Source organism: Salicola sp. AFF1, assembly GCF_056783195.1.
Genome location: NZ_JBXAYL010000009.1, coordinates 87,589 through 108,133 on the forward strand (window position 1 = coordinate 87,589; position 20,545 = coordinate 108,133).

General features: G+C 59.0%; 21 protein-coding genes. 12 read left to right on the plus strand and 9 right to left on the minus strand.

From position 1 onward, the window contains the following. Positions 1 to 206: 206 nt before the first annotated feature. Positions 207 to 1,241 carry an AraC family transcriptional regulator gene (locus AC1RQI_RS08100; RefSeq protein WP_481904344.1) on the plus strand — a complete coding sequence of 345 codons (1,035 nt, stop codon included), beginning with the start codon at positions 207 to 209 and terminating at the stop codon, positions 1,239 to 1,241. Positions 1,242 to 1,250: 9 nt separating this feature from the next. Here the strand turns inward: AC1RQI_RS08100 and AC1RQI_RS08105 are convergent, their stop codons facing one another. Together AC1RQI_RS08105 and AC1RQI_RS08110 are read right to left on the minus strand one after the other, a co-directional pair. Beyond that, complete coding sequence (locus AC1RQI_RS08105) at positions 1,251 to 2,036, minus strand: hypothetical protein (protein ID WP_416632534.1); 786 nt, start codon at positions 2,034 to 2,036, stop codon at positions 1,251 to 1,253. A 2-nt stretch (positions 2,037 to 2,038) separates the two neighbouring features. Continuing rightward, positions 2,039 to 2,398: a DUF1499 domain-containing protein gene (locus tag AC1RQI_RS08110; protein ID WP_416632535.1), complete on the minus strand. Its 360-nt coding sequence runs from the start codon at positions 2,396 to 2,398 to the stop codon at positions 2,039 to 2,041. Between the two features lie 80 nt (positions 2,399 to 2,478). Here AC1RQI_RS08110 and AC1RQI_RS08115 point away from each other — a divergent pair, with 80 nt between their 5' ends. The 5 genes from AC1RQI_RS08115 to AC1RQI_RS08135 all read left to right on the plus strand — a co-directional run bounded on the left by AC1RQI_RS08115 (position 2,479) and on the right by AC1RQI_RS08135 (position 8,417). Further along, a complete protein-coding gene (locus tag AC1RQI_RS08115) occupies positions 2,479 to 3,669 on the plus strand; it encodes a M24 family metallopeptidase (protein ID WP_481904345.1) in 1,191 nt (396 codons plus the stop codon). Beyond that, on the plus strand, positions 3,669 to 4,931 hold the full coding sequence (locus AC1RQI_RS08120) for a D-amino acid dehydrogenase (protein ID WP_481904346.1): 1,263 nt from the start codon (positions 3,669 to 3,671) through the stop codon (positions 4,929 to 4,931). Before AC1RQI_RS08115 ends, AC1RQI_RS08120 begins: the two co-directional genes overlap by 1 nt. A 204-nt stretch (positions 4,932 to 5,135) precedes the next feature. Beyond that, the gene (locus AC1RQI_RS08125; RefSeq protein ID WP_481904347.1) at positions 5,136 to 6,368 is read left to right on the plus strand and encodes an O-antigen ligase family protein; all 1,233 of its coding nucleotides are present in this window, start codon (positions 5,136 to 5,138) and stop codon (positions 6,366 to 6,368) included. Beyond that, positions 6,365 to 7,315 carry a glycosyltransferase family 8 protein gene (locus AC1RQI_RS08130; RefSeq protein WP_481904348.1) on the plus strand — a complete coding sequence of 317 codons (951 nt, stop codon included), beginning with the start codon at positions 6,365 to 6,367 and terminating at the stop codon, positions 7,313 to 7,315. The genes AC1RQI_RS08125 and AC1RQI_RS08130 overlap by 4 nt, the downstream gene beginning before the upstream one ends. A gap of 217 nt (positions 7,316 to 7,532) precedes the next feature. After that, positions 7,533 to 8,417 carry an alpha/beta fold hydrolase gene (locus tag AC1RQI_RS08135; protein WP_481904349.1) on the plus strand — a complete coding sequence of 295 codons (885 nt, stop codon included), beginning with the start codon at positions 7,533 to 7,535 and terminating at the stop codon, positions 8,415 to 8,417. A gap of 74 nt (positions 8,418 to 8,491) precedes the next feature. On the opposite strand, the gene AC1RQI_RS08140 is transcribed toward AC1RQI_RS08135, so the two are convergent. Further along, the gene (locus AC1RQI_RS08140) at positions 8,492 to 9,100 is read right to left on the minus strand and encodes a superoxide dismutase (RefSeq protein WP_416632541.1); all 609 of its coding nucleotides are present in this window, start codon (positions 9,098 to 9,100) and stop codon (positions 8,492 to 8,494) included. A 241-nt stretch (positions 9,101 to 9,341) separates the two neighbouring features. On the opposite strand from AC1RQI_RS08140, the gene AC1RQI_RS08145 reads away from it, so the two are divergent. The 5 genes from AC1RQI_RS08145 to AC1RQI_RS08165 are packed head-to-tail and all read left to right on the plus strand — an operon-like array spanning position 9,342 to position 13,940. Continuing rightward, entirely contained in the window at positions 9,342 to 10,037 is a 696-nt protein-coding gene (locus tag AC1RQI_RS08145; protein ID WP_481904350.1) for a GntR family transcriptional regulator, read from the plus strand. Then, positions 10,034 to 10,366: a hypothetical protein gene (locus tag AC1RQI_RS08150; RefSeq protein ID WP_481904351.1), complete on the plus strand. Its 333-nt coding sequence runs from the start codon at positions 10,034 to 10,036 to the stop codon at positions 10,364 to 10,366. Before AC1RQI_RS08145 ends, AC1RQI_RS08150 begins: the two co-directional genes overlap by 4 nt. Positions 10,367 to 10,378: 12 nt before the next feature. Beyond that, complete coding sequence (locus AC1RQI_RS08155; RefSeq protein ID WP_481904352.1) at positions 10,379 to 12,391, plus strand: glycosyltransferase; 2,013 nt, start codon at positions 10,379 to 10,381, stop codon at positions 12,389 to 12,391. A 14-nt stretch (positions 12,392 to 12,405) separates the two neighbouring features. Next, positions 12,406 to 13,116, plus strand: a complete 711-nt coding sequence (locus AC1RQI_RS08160) for a sulfotransferase family 2 domain-containing protein (protein ID WP_481904353.1) — start codon at positions 12,406 to 12,408, stop codon at positions 13,114 to 13,116. 11 nt (positions 13,117 to 13,127) lie between these two features. Continuing rightward, entirely contained in the window at positions 13,128 to 13,940 is an 813-nt protein-coding gene (locus AC1RQI_RS08165; protein ID WP_481904354.1) for a glycosyltransferase family 2 protein, read from the plus strand. Here AC1RQI_RS08165 and AC1RQI_RS08170 read toward each other — a convergent pair. From AC1RQI_RS08170 to AC1RQI_RS08180, 3 genes are read right to left on the minus strand one after another with little or no spacing between them, the layout of a single operon-like run. Then, positions 13,937 to 14,629 carry a hypothetical protein gene (locus AC1RQI_RS08170; protein ID WP_481904355.1) on the minus strand — a complete coding sequence of 231 codons (693 nt, stop codon included), beginning with the start codon at positions 14,627 to 14,629 and terminating at the stop codon, positions 13,937 to 13,939. The two genes, AC1RQI_RS08165 and AC1RQI_RS08170, sit on opposite strands and share 4 nt — an antisense overlap. 5 nt (positions 14,630 to 14,634) lie before the next feature. Further along, positions 14,635 to 15,528, minus strand: coding sequence for a glycosyltransferase family 2 protein (locus tag AC1RQI_RS08175; protein WP_349751836.1), 894 nt, complete (start codon positions 15,526 to 15,528; stop codon positions 14,635 to 14,637). A 33-nt stretch (positions 15,529 to 15,561) separates the two neighbouring features. Further along, the gene (locus AC1RQI_RS08180) at positions 15,562 to 16,227 is read right to left on the minus strand and encodes a glycosyltransferase family A protein (RefSeq protein ID WP_416632547.1); all 666 of its coding nucleotides are present in this window, start codon (positions 16,225 to 16,227) and stop codon (positions 15,562 to 15,564) included. A gap of 509 nt (positions 16,228 to 16,736) precedes the next feature. Here AC1RQI_RS08180 and AC1RQI_RS08185 point away from each other — a divergent pair. Further along, the gene (locus AC1RQI_RS08185; RefSeq protein ID WP_481904356.1) at positions 16,737 to 17,834 is read left to right on the plus strand and encodes a glycosyltransferase; all 1,098 of its coding nucleotides are present in this window, start codon (positions 16,737 to 16,739) and stop codon (positions 17,832 to 17,834) included. Here AC1RQI_RS08185 and AC1RQI_RS08190 read toward each other — a convergent pair. Genes AC1RQI_RS08190 through AC1RQI_RS08200 form a run of 3 tightly spaced genes read right to left on the minus strand, consistent with a single transcriptional unit; the run spans position 17,743 to position 20,530 of the window. Continuing rightward, on the minus strand, positions 17,743 to 18,834 hold the full coding sequence (locus AC1RQI_RS08190) for a CDP-glycerol glycerophosphotransferase family protein (protein WP_416632549.1): 1,092 nt from the start codon (positions 18,832 to 18,834) through the stop codon (positions 17,743 to 17,745). The two genes, AC1RQI_RS08185 and AC1RQI_RS08190, sit on opposite strands and share 92 nt — an antisense overlap. After that, positions 18,834 to 19,808: a glycosyl transferase family 90 gene (locus AC1RQI_RS08195; RefSeq protein ID WP_481904357.1), complete on the minus strand. Its 975-nt coding sequence runs from the start codon at positions 19,806 to 19,808 to the stop codon at positions 18,834 to 18,836. Before AC1RQI_RS08195 ends, AC1RQI_RS08190 begins: the two co-directional genes overlap by 1 nt. Continuing rightward, positions 19,799 to 20,530 (minus strand): 3-deoxy-D-manno-octulosonic acid kinase, encoded by a 732-nt coding sequence (locus AC1RQI_RS08200; RefSeq protein ID WP_481904358.1) that lies wholly within the window; start codon positions 20,528 to 20,530, stop codon positions 19,799 to 19,801. The genes AC1RQI_RS08195 and AC1RQI_RS08200 overlap by 10 nt, the downstream gene beginning before the upstream one ends. Between the last annotated feature and the right edge of the window lie 15 nt (positions 20,531 to 20,545).

A 20,545-nucleotide genomic window follows, 5' to 3' on the forward strand; every position in this document is an offset into this window, starting at 1 on the left:
AAAACCGGGATCTGGCTGAGATACTCGGACAGCGCCTTGAGATTGGCTTTTTCTTCTTCGGTATGCGGAACGCAGATTTCGAGACTGGTATCCATATCCATAACACGACTCCTTGGGTTTGTCAGGAATTCAGGTATTATTCTATGCCGCAATGCCTGAACGGGCTTGACAAGCTCGCTCAACCTTTTGACAGGTGGTAACAGTCGATGACAGACAGTCCCACGGTGAGCGCTTCCGGAACCCTTGCCCTCGCCCATTACCTGACCAGCCGGGGATTCGCCACCCAGCAGCAGGTCGACGGCATCCTTGGTATCTCCTCCGACGAGCTGGAGGACCCGGACTGCCGCGTTGTTGTCCATGACCACAACCGGTTGTGGCAGCAGGCGCTGCTTCTGACCGGCGATCCGGCCCTGGGGTTGCGGCTGGGCGAGATCGTGGACCCCGACCGTATGGGGCTGATGAGCCACATCGTGTTCAACAGCGACACCATTGAACACGCCCTTGAGGAATACATGCGGCTGCACCAGCTGGTGAATGAAGCGGTTCACCTTTACCAGAGCCGGGAGGGCGACCGGATACGGGTGACCTGGCATGTACCGGATCCGGGGCTGTACTGCATCCCGGACATGGACCGCACCCTGTCAGCAGCCGTGACGCGGGCCCGCCATTTCATTCATCCCAAGCTGGCGCTGGAGCAGCTGAGCCTGGCGCACGAAGACCCCGGCTACCGCGCCCATTACGAACGGATCTTCCAGTGCCCGGTGACCTTCGGGGCTGGCGAGACAAGCCTGTGTTTTCCGGCCCGCTATCTGGACTCCCCGCTGCCCCACCGTAATCCCTATGTGCACTCGGCCCTGACCACGCACGTCAACCGTCTGCTGCGCCAGCTTCGCCCCCGCAAGACCATCTCCGAACGGGTCCGGCGCATCGTCCAGAAACAGCTTCCCCGTACCCCGGACGTCGACCGGGTAGCCTCAGCCATGCACATGAGCCGCCAGACCCTGTACCGGAAGCTGAAAAAGGAGGGAGAAAGTTTCCAGAGTCTGGCCGAGACGGTACGTCGGGAACGGGCTCTACAGTATGTTGCCGAGGGCGAATACGGATTGACGGAGGTAGCCTTCCTGCTGGGCTTTTCGGAACTCAGCGCCTTCAGCCGAGCCTTCAAGCGTTGGACAGGGGAAAGCCCTGGCCACTACCGCTCAAGGCACCGGGAAGCACAGGCCTCCGCCTCCCTGGAGTAAAGAGCAGCCCTAGTGCGCCTCCATCTCCAGGGACAGATTGTTCACCAGCCGCTGCAGGCGGGCCCGAACATGGCGGGCACTTGATGAGACCCGGTTTGCGGCCCCTGGCGCCTCCAGTACCTCCGGCGTCAGCTCCGGGTGAAAGAGCTCACAGGCGATCCCCAGCTCGGGGACCCTTCCGCCCAGTAACCAGGGGAGGCTGACCACCCCGCTCTGGTCAATCACCCGGCGTAAATGGTGAGGCAGACGCGCCACCAGACAATGGGCTGCCCTCGGGACCGGCACAGGCCGTCCCAGCTTTTCCGTACCGCTATGGGCGAACAGCAGCACAGGGACCTGGGCGCGAACCGCGGCCTCAATGAACCGTTCACTGCGAAATGGCTGGATATCGACGCCATTACCCATATTGCAGTACGCGCCCTCCGGCATCAGGCCACAATCATTGAAGGTGGTCCCCCGCAATTTCGTCACCAGGTCCTCCACGCCGGTTTCAGCCGTGGTCTGAACCAGACGCTCCGCCAGGGGCCCGACGCCGGGCAGGCGATAGAATCCACGCCAGGTCACGCCAAACGGAACCCGATCCCCCCCGCCATGACGCGCCATGGCCCGTACCAGAGCCGTCAGGGCAGGCGCCGGCCCGAGCATGGGACCATGGTTCATCACAATCATCAGCTTTGGGTGCGCCGCAAGGATGCCAGTGAGTGCCTCCATCCCCTCGCCCTCGATCTCTTCACGGTAGAACACCGGGGCCAGGCGCTCCGCAACGGGAAGCAGGTCCTGATAGGTCCGGGCCATGACTATTCCTTCCTCAGCGCGGCACGTACCGCTTCCAGCCGGCGCCGGTTCACTCCAAAGTCCGAATACCCGAGGCGAGAGGCCGAGCGCACCTCAATCGCGCCCTGTTCCCGGTCACGGACAAAATCAAGGTCATCCACGAACCGCAGGACCCTGGTCCGCGCCTCGGCCCGGATTGCGTCTGCCGTCTGCTCCACAATCCGCACCCCCGGCATCGCTTCAAGCACCCGGGGCAGCCGCTCCCACGTCTCCTCGCCCCCTGGAAAAGGAGCGATGTACTGCCTGCCACTACCCTGGCTGGAAACACAGTTGGGCTTGCGGGGGCAGGATTTCAGTTGCGGGCCTCCTTCATCAGTACTCATACGGACTCCATTCTGGGCGACAGGGCCGGGGTTAATCTGCTTCACTTACACTCAGTGTCAGACACTACCAGAGGCCACCCATGGATCACACCGCCTATCTTGAGGCGCTGCGCGACACTGCTGCGGGTACCGAGCAGAGTTTTGACGCCGATGAGTTCCAGGCACGCCGCCGGCGCGTCGCCAGCGCCATGCTCGAGGCCGGTATTGAGGCGCTTCTGGTGACCAACCCGGGCGAGATCAACTACCTGACCGGCTACCGGACCTTTGAGGTCTCGGTGCACGCGGCTCTGGTCTTCCGCCCGGCGCATTGCCTGCTCCAGGTTCCGTCCATTGAAACCGGCCCCGCCGCAGCAACCGCTCTAGTGGATGAGATCGCTGGGTACCGCTGGGAATCCGTCCAGTCCGTCATCGGACCACTGGTGGACCAGCTCCGCGACTGCCAGAGCATCGGCGTGAACCAGTGGGGCAATGGCCTGCGCCCGGGGCTGTTGGAAGCGCTACGGGCGCAACTTCCCCAGGCGACCTTCAGCGACTCCAGCGCCGTTCTGGACCCCGTAAGACGCGTCAAAACGGCAGCGGAGCTGGAACGTCTCCATGACAGCGCCAGCATGACCATGGCGGGGCTGGACGCTGCCATGGCCGTGGCCGAGCCAGGAACCACCGAGAATACCATTGCCGCCGAGGGGGCCCGGGCCATGCTGGCCGCGGGTAGCGAATTCATGAGCCTGCAACCCATCGTGGTCAGCGGCCCCCGCAGCAGCGTGATCCACCTTAACCACCAGAACCGCGTTGTCGCCCGGGATGACGCCGTTTTCCTGGAATTCGGCGCGGTGCGCCACCGCTATACGGCGCCGCAGATGCGCACGGTCATTGCGGGCCAGGCATCCGACCGTATGAAACGGCTCAACGATGTCTGCCACCAACTGCATGAGACACTGACTACTGCAATGCGACCAGGCCAGCGCTTCACCGATGCCGCCTCTGCAGCCCACCGTGTACTGGCGCACGCGGGCGTGGCGGACGAGGTCTTCTTCTCCGGTGTCTTCGGCTATACAGTGGGCGCCCAGTTTCCACCAAGCTGGGTGGAGGGCACCGGCTTTATTGCCGAGGGAGAGGAGGCACCGTTCGAGCCGGGTATGGTCTTCCACCTTCCCCTTTGCCTGCGGGTGCCCGGGGCATTCGGTATCGGCATGAGCAATACCGTCGTTGTGGGTGAGCAAGGGGCCACCCCCATCACGCATAATGACTGGCAGCTGCGGGAGTTAGCCTGATGAAAGCACTCGTTGTCGGCGCCGGCATCGTCGGTGTAACCACCGCCCGTATGCTGGCGCGTCGGGGTTATGAGGTCACGGTCGTCGATGCCCACGAAGGCCCGGGCCTGGAAACCAGCTATGCCAATGCCGGCCAGCGCTCCTACGGGCATGTCTCGCCGTGGGCGGCACCCAACCTCATCGGTGTCGGCCTGAAAGGGCTGGTGCGGCGGCAAGGTCCGTTGAAGATGCCGATGCCGCCGGCGCCCCGAACCATGGGGTTTCTGCTTCAGACATTGCGCTACGCCTGGGAAAAGGGTCGCTATGAGGCCAGCAATCGGGCCATGCTGCAGCTCGGCCAGCTCAGTCAGGACGCTTTCCACGCCATCGATCAGGAGCTGCCGGAAGGCTTCGATGGCCAGCATGCCGGGTTGCTGGAGATCAGCCGTGATCCGGCGGAGTATGCCGGGCTTCAGAGCAAGGCTCGAGCCCTGGCGGAACAGGCGATCGAGCATGAATGGTTGGCTCCCGACGCAGTCAGGCGCCAGGAACCCGCACTGGCTTCAACCGATGGCCTTCAACCATCGCTTCTGATCAATGGCGACGGCACCGGCGACTGCCACCGGCTGTCATGGTTGCTCATGGAGCAGTGCCGGGAGGCCGGGGTCCGGTTTTTATTTGGCACGAGCGTGACGCAATGGGCGCATAATGGCCACACCCTGGAAGGCGCCCATGTCTCGGACGCCGACAGCAGCTGGCTGGAAGCCGCTGATACAACCGTGATCTGTGCCGGCTGCGCTTCACGGGACCTGACCCGGCCACTGGGTCTGAAGCTGCCTGTTTACCCGGTCAAAGGCTATTCCCTGACAGCGCCGCTGGAGGACCCCGGGAAAGCGCCCCGCTCCACGGTCGTGGACCTGGATAACAACGTGGCCATCACGCGCCTCGGAGACCGGATGCGCGTCACCGGGTTCGCGGAGCTTAACGGCTTCAACCGCCGCATTCCCGAGTCACGTCTGCAGGTTCTGCAGGAAGCGGTCAACGAGCGTTTCCCGGGCGCGGCGGCATTCCATCATGCGGAACCCTGGACCGGCTTCCGCCCGATGCTGCCGGACGGCCCCCCCGCACTGGGCGCAGGCAACCTGGATAACCTCTGGATCAACACGGGCCATGGCACCTTTGGGTGGACCCTCTCCGCCGGCAGCGCCGAACTGCTGGGGCTGTTGATGCATGGCGAGACGCCACGGATCGCCACCCAGGCCTTCAATCCCAGGCGTTTTTGACAGGAGGTCAGCGCCTGGCAAACCGGCACCCGCCGTTGATCTCGCCAATCTACAAGGTCTGATAGACTCCGCTGTCTTGACCGAAAGCAGCCTCAAAACATAATGCGCTACGACCTACATTCCCTGAAAACCACCGCCTCCTGGTTCAGCCTCACCCTGATTGCCTACGCAGGCGCATGGCATCTCGCGCCCTCGTTGTACCAGGTGGCAGAAACCCTGCTGGTTTTACTGTTCCTGATCTGTTGTTGCCATCAATCCAACGCTCCCCTGCGTCAGGACACTGGGGTCCAGGTCGCATTTCTACTGTTGGCTTATATTCTTCTCAGCCACTTGTACCGCTCGCTCTCCCTTCCAGATGACCTTGCACAGAAGGTGCGGTTCTCGCGTTACTACGCCAAGCCAATGTTGGTGGTGATGGTGGGCTATGGCCTTGCCCGTTCAAAGTGGTTATCGCCCTGGACCTTTCTCGCCATTATCTGGATCGGACTACTGACGGCGATCATTGCTTACAACCATGACGCCATACGCGAGCTCATCAGCGCCCACCGCGCTTCACTCGGGTTTCTGAATGCTCAGCACACCGGTGCCGTTTTTGGTACGGCACTCATTGCTCTGGTCCTGTCTCTGCCAAGGTGCCTGCACCGGCCCCATAAGGCTGTCCGCCACTACCTGTGGCTGGTCTTTCACGCACTCTCCATCGCTGTTGCCGTTGCCATTGTAGCCCTCACACAGGTGCGGGCAGTATGGCTTGGACTGGCGGTATGCCTACCTGTCGGCACTATTGCTCACCTTTGGACGTCGAGAATGAGCTCCCCGGGACGGGGCATCGAACGTAAGGCGGCGATTATGGCCGTTGCGCTCGTATTCGGGGTTCTGGGAAGCCTGGCTGCGGTTGTTGATTCAACCAGCCTGGAAAACAGGGTTGTTGACCGCCTTGAAATCAACAAGCAGGCCATCACGAACCTGGAACACGCCATCAATCTGGAACCGTTCAAAGAAAGCAGTTCAGCCGTGCGCGTGGCGTCCTGGGCCGCCTCCTGGGAATGGTTCAGCGAAAGGCCCTTGCTCGGATGGGGACCTGGCGTTACCGATGACCTGATTGACCAGTCCGATTTTTTCTCGCCCCGTTTCAAGAAGCGTTTTGGCCACTTGCACAATACCTACCTTGAAACCCTGGTTGCTACCGGCGTCCTCGGGTTTTCACTGATCGCGGCCCTCGTCTTTGTGGTAGGCTGGCGAGCCGTTCAAGCGTTCAGATCGGGGGCCATGCCCGCTGATGCCCTGACGTTCGCCGCTACATTCACGGCTTTCTGGTTAACAGTGAACATGTTCGAGTCGTACATCATGTTCAATTCCGGGCACGTCATTCACGCCTGCATTGGCGGGTTTATCTATCATTTCCACTTAAGACAGCACATAGAACGCCCGACCCCATGAGCACAGACCCCATTCACATCGCATCCTGCTGTGACGAAGGTTATGCGCCTTTCGTCACCGTTATGATGACGTCTACGCTCTCCAATCATCACGGCTCAACACCAATCCACTTCCACTTTGTCAGTGACAACGTCAGTGAGGTCAGCCTGGAAGCAATGCGCCGCAACGTTGAGCACCGCGGCGGCACCCTTCACGTCTACCCGGCTGATAACCTGGTCTTCAGTGAGCTGCCCACCAGCCGCTTTGGCCTGGCCGCGTACCAGCGCATCATGCTGGCTCAATACCTTCCAGCAAGCCTGAGCAGGATTGTCTACATCGACGCAGACACGCTGGTCCTGGGCGATGTGGAAGCGCTCTGGCGGACAGACATCGGGACCGCCGCCCTGGCTGCCGTTGAGGACCTTTCCCGCTCGGCCTCGGAGACCATTGGTATTGCGCGCTCGGACTACTTCAACTCAGGCGTTCTGATCCAGGACCTCGACCAGTGGCGTCGTTATGGCCTGCACCACCAGGTCGCGGAATACGCTGCTAACCATGCCCACCAACTCAAGTTCATGGACCAGTGCAGCCTCAACGCTGTCTTTAACGGTGACTGGCACCGTTTACATCCCGGGTGGAACCAGCAGGCAACGATCCATAAAGTGATCCGCAAATACCAACAAGGCAGCGGCTACAGCCGCAACACACTGAAGCAGGCCATTGCCACACCGCAACTCATTCACTTCACAGGCCCGCAGAAGCCCTGGCATTACGGCAGTTTTCACCCTGAACGCAGGACTTACCAGTACTATCTGCAGCACATCGACTGGCCTACCCCCCTCACCCCCCAACCCTCTTTCACCCAGCGCCTCGCGTTTCTTCTCCGCCTGGGTAAGCACATCAAGCTGCTCCGAAATCATGTCCGCAAACGCTACTACCAGCTAACAACCCGATCACAGTCCGCTTAACCCCATTCTGCCCCAACGCTTTCCATAAGCGTCCGGGTCAGAACCGGCGCCCTCACCGCTGGAACACTGGACGGCACCGCTCCCGCCACTGGGTACCAATGATCACACCACCTGTATTGGAACGGGTGATCCGACGGGCCGTTCGTGAAAGACAGCCAATGACACAGCCTCTGTCTCCGGGAGACTGGGCCAACGCCAGCCTTACCGGAGCAGACCCATGCGAACACAGTCACTCAAACGTCCCCAGACAACCCTCCACATTGTGGAAGAGGGCGATCCCGCAAAGCCCGGCATCCTCTTCCTGCACGGCTTCCCGGACTGCCACGACCTGTGGCTGGCGACCATGACTGCTTTGAGCGAGGACTACCATGTCATCAGCTTCGACATGCGGGGCGCCGGCCAAAGTTCAGCGCCAGCACGGGCGCGAGGCTATCGCATTCCCTGCCTTATGGACGATATTGATGCGGTTCTAACAGCAACCCGTGGCGCGCAAGGGAACGCCCATTTGGTGGGCCATGACTGGGGCTCAATCATCGGCTGGAGCTTCATCGCCGATCCGGTCTATGGCCGGCGGGTTGAGTCCTGGACCAGCCTTTCCGGCCCCCACCTTGGGGCCGCTTCGGAATGGATCCGGGAAAGCATCCTGAAGCCTGGTCCGGCTCACAAGCCAGCACGGACCCAAGCATTACGCTCCTGGTACATGCTGGCCTTGACCATTCCCGGCGTTGGTGAGGCCGTTTTCAAAACCCTTGGTCAGACCCTGTACCGGATGGCCCTGAGGAAAGGTGGCATCCCCAAAGATCACCCTCACCAGGCACGCTCGCGCAGCGCGATTGCCAGCGTGACACACCACACCTTCCAGCTCTATCGAGAGAACACTCTCACGCCACCAGCGCCTCCGCGCCCTCAAAGCATCAGCACCCCGACCCAGATCCTGGCCCTAACCGAAGACGCCTTTGTGGCCCCCGCCCTCTGCGAAGCCATGGCCCGTTTATGCACACAGGTAACCTGTGAGCGATTGAGGGCCAACCACTGGGCGCCGGTTACGCACCCCGATGGCATTCAGCAACGCATCAGGGCCTTTATAGACAGTCTTGCCTGAAACACAAAACCCCCGACCGGAGGCACCGGACGGGGGTTAAAGCCAAGCCCTCCGAAAGGGCGTAGCGGGCCAGCTTACGCCTTATTGAGCTGCTCTTCGGCGTACTCGTAGTTGGCCAGGTTGTTCAGGAAGTTCATAACATAATCCGGACGACGGTTACGGAAGTCCAGATAGTAGCTGTGCTCCCAGACGTCCAGCGCCAGCAGAACCCTGCCTTCACCAGTGGCCAGCGGGTTAACAGCGTTCGGCGTCTTGGTAACCTTCAGCTTGCCGTCATTGCCAAGCACCAGCCAGCCCCAGCCAGAGCCGAACTGGCCAACCGCCGTGGTCTTGAACTGCTCCTTGAAATCATCCACTGACCCGAAGTCCTCAACGAGCTTTTGCTCCAGCTTGCCGGGGATGCCACCACCATTAGGGGACATGTTTTCCCAGAAGATGTTGTGGTTCCAGTGCTGCCCCGCCTGGTTGAACACCTTCTGCATATCCTCACGCCCGTAGGCAAACTTGACGATCTCTTCCAGCGCTTTGCCCTGCAGGTTGCTGTCCTGCTCGACCAGGCTGTTCAGGGTCGTGACATAGGTGTTGTGGTGCTTGCCGTGGTGGAGCTCAAGCGTTTCCTGGCACATCCCCTTTTCCGCCAGTGCGTTGTAGGAATAGGGAAGATTGGGGAGTTCAAAAGCCATAATGTTTCCTCCTTAACGGCCTTCAGTATTCGGTAAAGAGCCTCAGCCATGGACGTTAACACAAATTCGACCCCTCTGTGCTCATGCTTGAGCCGGTACTGAACGCCCATGCCAGGGTCCAAGGTCAGAGCTTGGGATCCATTTGGCAAAAATCAAGGGGCTACACGCCTTGCAGAGCCGCTGATCTGTGCAACGATTGAATGATACTATCCGGACAATAGCCTCAACCCGAGTCTCGGCAATGCAGTCGTTCAAGCCCCGCGAAACCCTGAGTGAACAGGTTGCCCGCCACCTGGAGAACATGATCGCCTTTGAACAGCTCCAATCAGGCGAGCGGGTCCATGAAAGCAGGATGGCCAAGGAACTCGACGTAAGCCATGGTGCCGTGCGCGAAGCGCTGTTGATGCTGGAAAAGCGCCATCTTGTGCGCAACGTACCGCGCAAGGGCGCATTCGTCACCACTCTGGATGAGGATTTCGTACGCAGCCTGTATGAGGCGATGAGCGTTTTCCTGAGCCATACAGGGCGCAAGCTTGTCCGCCAGTGGCAGCCCGAGGATATGGAACGGCTTGAGTCACTGTACCAAAGCATGCGCGAGTCCTACCGTGACGGCCAGCTCATGGAGTTCCTGGATACCGGCATGGCCTATACCCAGGCCTCGCTGGCCTATGCTGACAACTACTTCATCACGGCAGCGGTCAACGATCTGTGGCCCTCGGCCAAGCGCTGCGCCTTCGTCGCCCTGCGCCAGGGCAACCGCGTGCTGGAAGCCAACCTCAACCACATGCGGGAATCGCTTGACCTGCTGCGCGCCCGGGATGAGGAAGGACTGGTACAGAACGTTCATGATTACGCCATGACGCAATGCGAGCAGGTCATTGCCTGCCTGCCGGAAAACACTTCGAACGTCGGGAGACAGGGGAGCTCTACACCATGAAGCACCTCCGTCCACTACTGCTACTGGTGCTCATGACCCTGCTGGCCGGCTGCAGCGTATTCCAGCCCAATAGCAATACGACTTCCGGCGCCGAAAACAACCCGGACTGTGAATGGACGCCAGTGCGCGGCATTGCTGAGCTGGTGCGTTTCGAGGACAATACCGCTCTCATGGATTTCTTCCCTGGCGGAATCCGGTTCCAGACCGACGCATCGGACCACGACTGGACGCCGGGAGATGAATTCAAGGTCCTCCTGGAAACACCGGATCCGCCTGAATGCGGTGCCCCCAGGGTGCGCAAGCTGAGCCCACTCGAGCCTGACGCCTGAACGGAGTCAACATTGCCCCTTTCCGTCCCTCGCCTGATCGCCACTGCGACGGCAGGTCTTTGTGTTATCGCCATTGCCGGCTCACTGGTTATCGACAGCCTCCTTTCAACCCTGACCTATGGCGCTGCTCTTGCCGGCCTGGTGTTCATCGGCACTGCCCGGTTCCGTGGCACACGGGCACTCCCGACGGCTGACCGGGAAGTCAAGCTGATCGGTTTCGCTCTGGCCTTCTTCGCATTGGCGAGCCTTGCCAGCTGCGCCCTGAATGGTTTCGGGTACGAGGATGTCAAGAACCTGGGCAAGCACGGACGCATGCTGCTTTTCTGGCCGATTTTTGTAGTGCTGGCCTATTCCGCGGTGCGGGAAAGGGCTGTGTTTCTGGCCCTGGCAGGCTGTGCCACCCTGGCCGGCCTTGTCGCATTGGAACCGCTGCTGTGGAGCCAAGAGATCCAGCGGGCAGAGGGCGCGACCCACCCCATCCCCTTTGGCAACCTCGCCCTGCTCAGCAGCGTGATGCTGTTGCCCCTGGCGACCGCCCTGAAAAACAGGACACAATGGCCTCCCTGGCTCGTGGCATTACTGGCCGGGATCCTGGGCCTCACCGCCGCCTACCTGTCGGGTACCCGGAACAACCTGCTGGCCCTGCCGGTACTGGTTCTGTTTCTGATAGGTTTTGCCACTCCGCGCCAACGCGTTCTGCTGGGGGTCGCCGGGCTTCTGGTTCTGGTTTTCTTCCTGGCACTCGAGTCGCGGCTTGGTAACGGGCTGCTGTCGTTGCTGAACGGACACTATGGTCCCGCCATTGAGTACCGGTTCGATATCTGGCGCCACGCACTGGGCCTGTTCACCACCGCCCCTTTCACGGGCGTGGGCGTACCAGGCTACGCCCAGGCTCTCCAGTCCAGCATCGACGCTGGCGAGCTGCCCCCCGGGCTCGCAGACTGCTGCCTCGACCATGCCCACAATGACCTGATCCAGATCCTTGCCACGCGCGGCCTACTCGGAGCGCTGTCCTGGCTGCTTCTGCTTGCAATCCCATTCGCCCAGTTCCTGCGCTATGCCCGCCATGACAACGTCCGCGTCGCCTCACTCGCGAAGGCCGGTGCCATGGTGCCACTGGCCTACCTGGTATTCGGGTTGACCGAGGCCACACTGGAGCGTGGGATCTACATCACCTTCTACCTGTTGGCCGTAACAGCCCTGACCCATCTGCTACTGAGGGCCATTGATGAGAGCCTGACGCGGGAACGCGCCCAACGCATCAGTGCCACTATCATCACCTACAATGAAGCCGACAACATTGGCGCCTGCCTCGAATCCCTTCAGGGCCTTGCGGACGAGATCATTGTGCTGGACAGCGGCAGCACCGACGGCACTGTCGCCATTGCCCGGCAATACACGGACAGGGTCACGATCACCGACTGGCCCGGTTTTGGCCCCCAGAAACAACGGGCGCTCGAACAGGCAACCGGCGAGTGGGTCTTATCCATAGACGCCGATGAACGGGTCACCCCCTATCTGGCCCGCGAAATCAACCACCGCCTGGGCACCGAGCCCGACGCGGACGCCTTCAAGCTGCCCTGGGCCGTGACGATCTACGGCAAACGCCTGGACTTCGGCCGCAGCGCCCGCGCTCCCTTGCGGCTATTCCGAAGAGAGGGGGCCGCGTTCTCCAGTGCCCGGGTTCATGAAGCCATACTCCTTCCGGATGGCGCCCGTATCCGTACCCTGCGCGGTCGCCTGACCCATTACACCCACCGGGATTATGGTCATGCTCTGTCCAAGAGCGCGCAGTACGCCTGGCTCAGCGCCCAGCAGAAAGCGGCGAAAGGACAGCGTACCCGCACACTGCTTTACCCCAGCCTCAGGGCCATTACAACCTTTGTTCAGGTCTATATACTACGACTTGGATTTCTGGACGGGCCTGTTGGGTACCTGATGGCGGTGACCTATGCCCAGACCAGCTTCAATACCTACGCGGGACTCTGGACCATGCAACGGCAAAGTCACTCCACGCACTACTGAACGACGTATCGAACATGAAGCATTTCCTGGTCAATCGAGTTATCACGAGCTGGCGACCTTTCTACCGACGTTACCCCCTCAACAGCCAGGCCTCGGTCACGAGCATCAATGACCGCAACCTGGTGGATTTCGAGCTGGGCGTTTTCTGCAGCAGAATCCCCAAGGCTGCGAACTCTGCGGTCGTCACCAACCTCGCTTTCCTCAAGTTCGGGGAACACCTGCTCGATCGTGACGCCAAAAAGTGCTTCAAGAGCCCAGCCGAGCTTTCCCGGGATGAAGTCCAAGCACTCGATAACCTCTATAAATTCTCGATAGGCCGCAACCCCTATACCCGAGTGCTATCCGCCTACCTCGACAAGGTGGAGCGGGTCACCAAAAAGCACCGGCAATATCCCTCATTTCCGGATTTTATTCGTTACCTTGAAACCAAAGGCCTTTACAGCAATGCGCACTGGGTCCCGCAGACCGAACTGTTGACCCTCCCTGCTCACCAATACCATCTGCTTGGCAGGACTGAAGACCTGGAAAACACCCTGAGTATCGTGTTCAGCAACCTGCAACCAAAATACCAGCTTGATGCCCCAATCACAGCAAAACGTCAAACCATGGGGGCCAGCAAAAGGTTATCTGAATACTACAGCCCGGATCTTGCAGACAGGGTATACAGATTATACGAAAATGATTTCGAAACCTTTGACTACCCTAAAGAACTATCGCTGGGATAAGACGCGCCATCATGCAACTATCAGTCATCATAACGACCTATAACTCTCCGGTGTGGCTGGAGAAAGTCCTGTGGGGCTATACACAGCAATCCCACCATGACTTTGAGATCATCATTGGTGACGATGGCTCGGGCCAGGAAACCCAGGCATGCATCGACAGGTTCCGCAACGAGACCAATCTGGATATCAAGCACCTGTGGCAGGAAGACAACGGTTTCCGAAAATGTCACATTCTTAACCAGTGCATCCTTGAAGCCAGCGCTGAGTACCTCGTATTCACAGACGGCGACTGCATCCCACGCCATGATTTCCTTGAAACACATGCCCGGGAAGCCCGACAAGGCTGTTTCCTGTCCGGTGGTTACCACAAACTTCCCATGACAACCAGTGAAAAGATAGCCAAGGATGACATCCTTTCAGGTCGATGCTTCGACCTTGCATGGCTCAAGTCCAACGGACTCCAATCGAGCTATAAGAACAAAAAACTGACCGCCTCACCTCAAGCGGCAAAATTCTACAACGCCATCACGCCAACCAAGTGCAACTTCAAAGGGTCAAACGCTTCTGCCTGGAAGGAAGACATCATCAATGTCAACGGATTCGACGAGCGAATGGTTTGGGGTGGACTTGACCGGGAGTTAGGGGCAAGATTGAAGAATGCGGGTATAAAGCCTAAGCACGTTCGTTACAACGCCGTCGTGCTTCACCTGGACCACAAAAGGGGCTACAAGGATCCTGCCGCGGTTCAAGAGAACAAGAACATAAGGCTGAGAATTGAAAAGGAAGGCATAACCTGGACTGAGTGGGGAATCCGTAAAGCCTAACCCAAAATACGCTTCAAGAGGCTGGAGCCGTTTTCAGCGAAGGCCCTGTTAACAACTTCCGTTTCGTAGCGGTCTGAGCGGTACTTTTCATCATAGATTGAGTCCTCTGTTTCCTGTGAAGCCAGATAGCCGGCCTCATGACCCAGGTGCCAGATCGGGACATTGTGCGACCTGGCATAAACAGCGAACCAGATATCAGCCATATTCCTGGCCTCAAACGCCTCTATCGGCACCTGGAAGTAACGCGTATCAAACGCCATGACGCCAGTCCCGCCAAAATCAACCTTAAGCGTCTCGGGTTCATGCCTTGCATAACGGTACTTGTAGGACTTACTGCGATAAAAGCTCCTGACGGGATACTTCTTGAAGGTCCTTCCGTTATAGGTCACCACCCCCAGTTCATCCACTTTTGCGATGGTATCCCTAACGTAGGTGGGAGGGTAGATGATGTCATCATCGCATGAAAAATAGTAACCCTTGTTCTGCGCCTGAAACAGGAACTTCCCTGCGTCACCAAGGGAATTGTCAGAGATCAAGCCATTGATTTTACTGTCCTCGGCATAGGGGTCCGTTTCATACCCATTGAGGCACAGATTGATCACATCAACTTGATGGTAGAGACTCTCTATCGTCCTATCCAGCATCTTTTGCCTTGAAGGCACCGATGCAATATTAGCTGAAATGACCAACGGCCCTACCCCCATAGCTTGCGAAGCGACACTTCCAACTGACTGAGCAACTTTCGCCAACCGGTACCTGTCAGAGGGTTATATGCCCATGGCCTGGGCGGTGTTACCGGAACGCACTCCAGGTAATCCTCGGCGATGGCAATCCGCTCAGGCGTACGCTCCAGTAACTGCCTGCTTTCGGCCTCATCCATGATCCGGAATGGATAGAAACCACACTTCCTTTTCCTTTCCGCAAGCCGGAGACCAAGTGTCTTTTTCTTTCCTCTATAGGCCGGTACCTCCGGCAACCACATGGCGAAAGGGGCTTTCAGGAACCCCATCGGGGCGCTTAACGAGCTTGCCTTTCGTTCATTATCCGGCTCCGAACCTTCAAAGCGCCATCCGAGGCTCATAAGTCGATCCGGCTTCGCTATGAAAAGCGCGGAAAAATAGCGCCCAGCACTGCGTTCGTCTGGCTCGCGAAAGAAAAGCTGGCGTTTTTCGTCAAACTGATAGGAAGCCCCTTTAGCAACACTTCTGCCTCGAGCAAAACAGGGGCTCAAAAAAGCGATGTCCGGATTCGCGTCAAAGGTGGCTTTGATCTGCTCAACTTCAGCCTCATCTACCCTCCTGACCACCTGGGTATCATCCTGAAGAAAGCAAACCAGGCGTTCGTTCCGGCATGCGTCAAGTGCGGCCTGCATATTATTATAGAGGCCGCCAAGACGCCCCATGGAGGTTTTCCCGGACCTCTTTACCGGATACTTCTCTGAGAGCCGATCAAGTATTTCCACCGTTTCGGCATCATCACTATCATCATCAAAAATGAGAATATCAGCGCTGGGAACGCAACGCTCTATGGAATCCACACAGTTGGCGAGGAAACGGCCACGATTGAATGAAAAGATGCAGAAAAACACGAGCCACTCCCTAGAGGCAGGCCTTATGAAAGGCTATTTGCGTTCCCGGTACCATGACTGCAGCAGCCGCAACGCGGTTCGGAGCCGTTTATGGGTTTCTCCCCCGGAGTAGCGGCCTTTCTGGACATGCCGTATACGATAGACGCCCGGAATCTGGATAGGGCTCCCTTGAGTCCGAACCAGCCAACGAAACGCCCGGTCCTCATGGGCCTTCCTCCAACGGTCCGCCGGCGTCTGGTACAGCCGCAGGGAGCGGCAATACCCCACCGCCCGACAAACGTCGCCATGGGTAATCTGTAGCGGGCCGGTCGCACGAGAGGGATAATGGGCCGTAAAGGCATGATCATCGACATCCACGAGCGAGGGTTGCCCTGCGCCCTGCTGCAACATGGGATTATCTTCCCGCAAAAGCTCAGAACACCGTTCTTCCGCAGGGTACAACAAGGCATCGCGACGACCCTGCAACTGCTCAGCCAGGGCATCAAAGCACCCATCGCGAAACATCAGATCACAGTCCGTGAACCAGACCCAGTCCGCCTGTGTATTCAGCGCGGCCTGGTTACGACCGATGCCACGCCGAAACAGCTCTTCCTTACGGTAGGGAACCCAGTTCCAGGTCACATTGGGAACGTCCTGTTGCTCAAAGAACGCCAGTAGCCGCTTTGTCTGTTCATCCTCGGGGCTATAGCAAACCGTCATGGTGACATGAAGCCCGGAACCGGAAGGGGGATAATGAACCAGCGAACTCAGCTGATAGATCAAAAAATGGGCGTACTGCCAGCAATGGCTGACCACCTCCAGTTTGAGCGGCCCAGTCCGGGCAGCGCGCTGAGATGGTTCGGGGAGATTTGGTTCAAACCAGCGTGCCGGCACCCAGCCTTTGGCTGCCAGACGGTAGAACCAGAGTACAAAATAGGCGTAGAGGCCTTTTAATCGAGAGCCCATAGGAGACCGTTGCGCCACTCAGAGAGCGTTTTTAGCGAGGGCTGATGGTAGCACGCTGATTACCCGTGCGACAGCTTCCCCGTTGGCCGCCGTAATCCCCTCCAGGTCGTTGATGGTTCCCGATCAACCGGCATGCGCCTAGAATGGGACACCGTTGCACTGTCACTCATCGGCGAAACCCATCTTCAAGCGATGGTCCAGGGGGAATGCCAGCGTTGTTCACAAGAAAACACAACCGAACGCAATTCGGCTTGGTGAATTGCATGAATAACCGGGGCCTGGGAACCGAATCCCGTCTTTTGCGGGATTTTTTCAAGGCCCATTTCCCCGATGTCGATTTTCAGATCTACCAGATCCCGGCAGGACGCAAAGGGAAGGATTTTGACGCCACATGGCACACCAAGCGTTCATTCCTGAGATGGCTGAACAGCAAGGACGTGGTGATGACGATTGAGCAGTTCATGCCCAACCTCTTTCAGGCCTGCCGTGAACGTGGCATTCGTACCATATGGCGCCCCAACCACGAATGGATTCCCCCCCACTATGGGCAGGAAGACTTCCGCCAGGTGGACATCATCATGGCGCCACAGCATGCCTGCGCCGACTTGCTGGAACAGCACTTCGGGCTCAGGAACGTCGTCCGGAACCCCTGGATTACCGAGCTTCCGATCCAAGAGAAACAGGCTTCACGAGACAAAACCTTGTTCCTGTTCAATGCTGGTCGCGGCGGGCTTGGCGAACGGCGTAACCATCAGGTGGTAATAGACGCGTTCAGCAAGGTGCTCGCCGAGAGAGACGATATCCACTTCACCCTGAAAACCCAGACGGACCTTGATGTCTCTCCCTTGGCGCCATTTCGGGGGAAAAGCTTTACCTATAGCCACAGGAACACCTCCTACAGGAAGAACCTGGCCTATTACCGCTCCGCCGACTTTTCCGTGGCGCCTTCAAAATGGGAAGGGGTTGGCTTCGCCATCCTTGAAAGCCTTTATTGCGGTACCCCCGTGCTCACGACGGACGCCCCGCCCATGAACGAATGGGTGCGGCACCAGGAGACCGGTTACCTGGTGCCTGCAACCTACCCGGATCTGGCACTCCCCATTCCCCATGATCGGATTAACCTCAAAGGCGTCAACTGGGTCCGGGCAGCACTTTGCGAAGTGAATGACGTAGTCGAGGGGATTCACTGGCTCGCTGATAACAAAGACAGCGTTTATGAGCAATTCAATAGCATTAACGGCCGCGAGTTGAGGCAGCGCAAATCGGATTTCATTGCCTGTTTTCGGGCGTTGATTGATAACGGGTTTCAGCTAGATCGCGCTGAAGCCGGAACCAGATCCTCAACTTCCGCCATAGATTGAGCGGCTTGGAGGCAAGATGGCTGTGCTCCTTTGCAAGGAAACGGTCAACTGCTTCAAGAACCCGCTCACTTGAACAGCCATCCGCAAAACTGTGCAGTTCCCGGCAGTAGGCCCGCATAGCGGCGACGAGGTGTTCCGGTCGCTGCAGGGCCCGCTCCAGGGCAGGCTCAACCTCGGATGCCTCCCCCACGTCAATCAACCAGGGCCCCGGCATGCGGGTATTGAGGGTAACCACCGGGCGATCAAGGAACATGAATTCAAACATGATGGATGATGTATCACAGAGCATCACATCCGCCATGGGAAGGGTTGCGATCAGGTCTTCGTCACTTTCAATGAAGGTCAGGTTGGGGCCTGACAGAGCCCGGTAGCGCGCCACCCATTCCGGGTCCATCTTGGGGTGCAAGGTGACCAGGAAGTGCCAACGTCCGGAACGGGCCATGCGGGCAATCTCGTCATACAGCTCGGGTGCGGCTGTCACGCTCCGGCTGAAGGTGGAAGCGAAGAAAACCGTTGGCCTGTCATGCTCACCTGCCGCGCTCTTCTCCCTGCCCGCCTCTTTGAACAAGGGGTCCAGTTTGGGCCAACCGGTATGAGCCACGGAAAAGAACCCCTTTGCCCGTGCCAATTGCCGGAAGCGTTCGGTATCAGTCTCAGCATGGGTACAGTAGAGGTCAAACCAGCCACGAATCCGGTAATGGTCACTTTCCGCCTCGCTTTCATGCCCTCTTTTATTCCGCGCCAGGCCATGGAACACCTCCACTTTGATGCCGGGGAAGAACCAGGGCACCCAGTCCCCCGGCACAAAGGTCGCCACCGCCTGATACGCCATCACCTCCCGGATGGTTTCCAGGCGCAACTCCCCTTCCCCCAAGGCATCGGCACTGCACCCCGCGACAAACCAGGCCACTTCATCACCACGCGCCCAGATAGCTGCCTGCAGAGGCCGAAGAATGGCATAGGAATAGGGCTGGTTCACGAACAGCAGATAACGCGCCATCAGGCCTCAACCTTCTCGAAATAGCGCCTCATGACCAGCAGCGAGATCAGCCACTCACGGCGTGCGTCCATGAACCGGGCCACATGGGCCTGGGCGTTACGAATGATGGTCTCGGCCGCCTCGGGATGGGCATTATAGTAGCGGACCTGCTCTTCCAGGTCCGAATGGTCGTCCGCGAGACAGGCGTAATGCACATCGGGTACCAATGCCCCTTCCATGAACCAGGTCTCGTAACGGGGCCGACGCATGAGGCAGAGGGAGTTCGAGGCGAGAATCCATTTCAGGTTGGTAGCCACGTCGTTGCCTTCGATGCTCACCAGGTAGCGATAGTTCAGCTGTTGCGAAGCCGGCATGAACCCCGTGTGCCAGGGTTCGCCAACGGACTCCGGGTGGTTGCACCCCACATTACATACCGGATTGTCATGGTAACGTTCAAGGAATGCCCGCCGTTGCGGCTGGCTGCCCTTGCCGCGCCAGATGGCAATGGGCGCCTTGTCCCGGAAGCTCAGGTGATCCCGTACCATGAAGTAATGGCGGACCTGGTTAAGCTTGAGCAGCACCGAATTGGCATTCTCTCGCTCGGCGGCAACGGGGCGGCTTTTCACAAAGCTTGGGTATTCCGGCACCCAGGTCACATCCCCAAACTCATAGCGGAAGGGGCGATCTTCCGGGAGGCACCGGAGCAGGCGTTTAAAATCCAGATAGTAGGCGGAACGCTGACCGCGACGCGAGAACTGCTGTGGCCGTATGGCCTCTGGACCCGGATTGAACGGGGCCTCCAGGCGATTGTACCAAGCCACCCGCGCATCGACTTCCGCCCGCGCATCCGGGGCCAATGCGCCATATTCCGCCATCAGGCGCTGCCCCTGCCACAACCAGTAGGGACGGGGAACCGCCAGGTCGAAGACAGCGTTAAGGTAGTAGCCCAGCTTGTGGAGGTTCCGTTCATAACGGTTCATGAGCGTCATGGGCATGCCGTACTGTCTCTGTAACCCGCGAGAAGATGCCCCCAGGCGGTAGCCAGCCCCAACGGCGAGTCGCGCCAATCCAGTTTCCGCAATGACCGGTGAAGGCGGTCCAGGTTGCGGCGTTGCCAACGCGCCCCGGTTCTGCCCTGAGCCCGCTGGCGTCCCTTGTCAAAGTCAATCACGTAGACCGACCCATTGACCCAGAGGATATTGAAGCCATTGAGATCCGCGTGATCGATGCCCTCATCGTGGAACCTGCGCAGGGTTCGGCCTACCGTCTCCCAGTGGTTCGTTGTCAGTGCCCCAAGAACCGCTGGCAATGGCTCGGCGCCGTCAAGCCGCTCCACCAATATTGCGGCCCGGTAAAATACCCCCGCCACGGGCCAGAAGACGGCGGCCACCGGCGGCGGCACAGGAAGCCCTCTTGCACTCATGTACTGCAGAAGATCGAACTCCGCAAAGGCGCGGTTCCCACTCCCCGCCGTGCGAAGATACGCATCCTTGGAAAGGTGCGCCATAAGCCCGCCACGTTGATAGAAACGCAGCACCAGCTCGCCGCCCGGTGCTGTTACGAACCAGGCGCCACCACGCCCCCCCGCATCCACGGGTCGAGCAGCGCTTCCCCAGGACTCCGGGTAGAACCAGCTGGGATCAAATACATGCGACCAGGCGGCGCTTACCCGGCAACGGGCACGAGAGTTGCCGTAACGGACTGGGGCGTGGCTCATCAGGGGCTGCTCTGG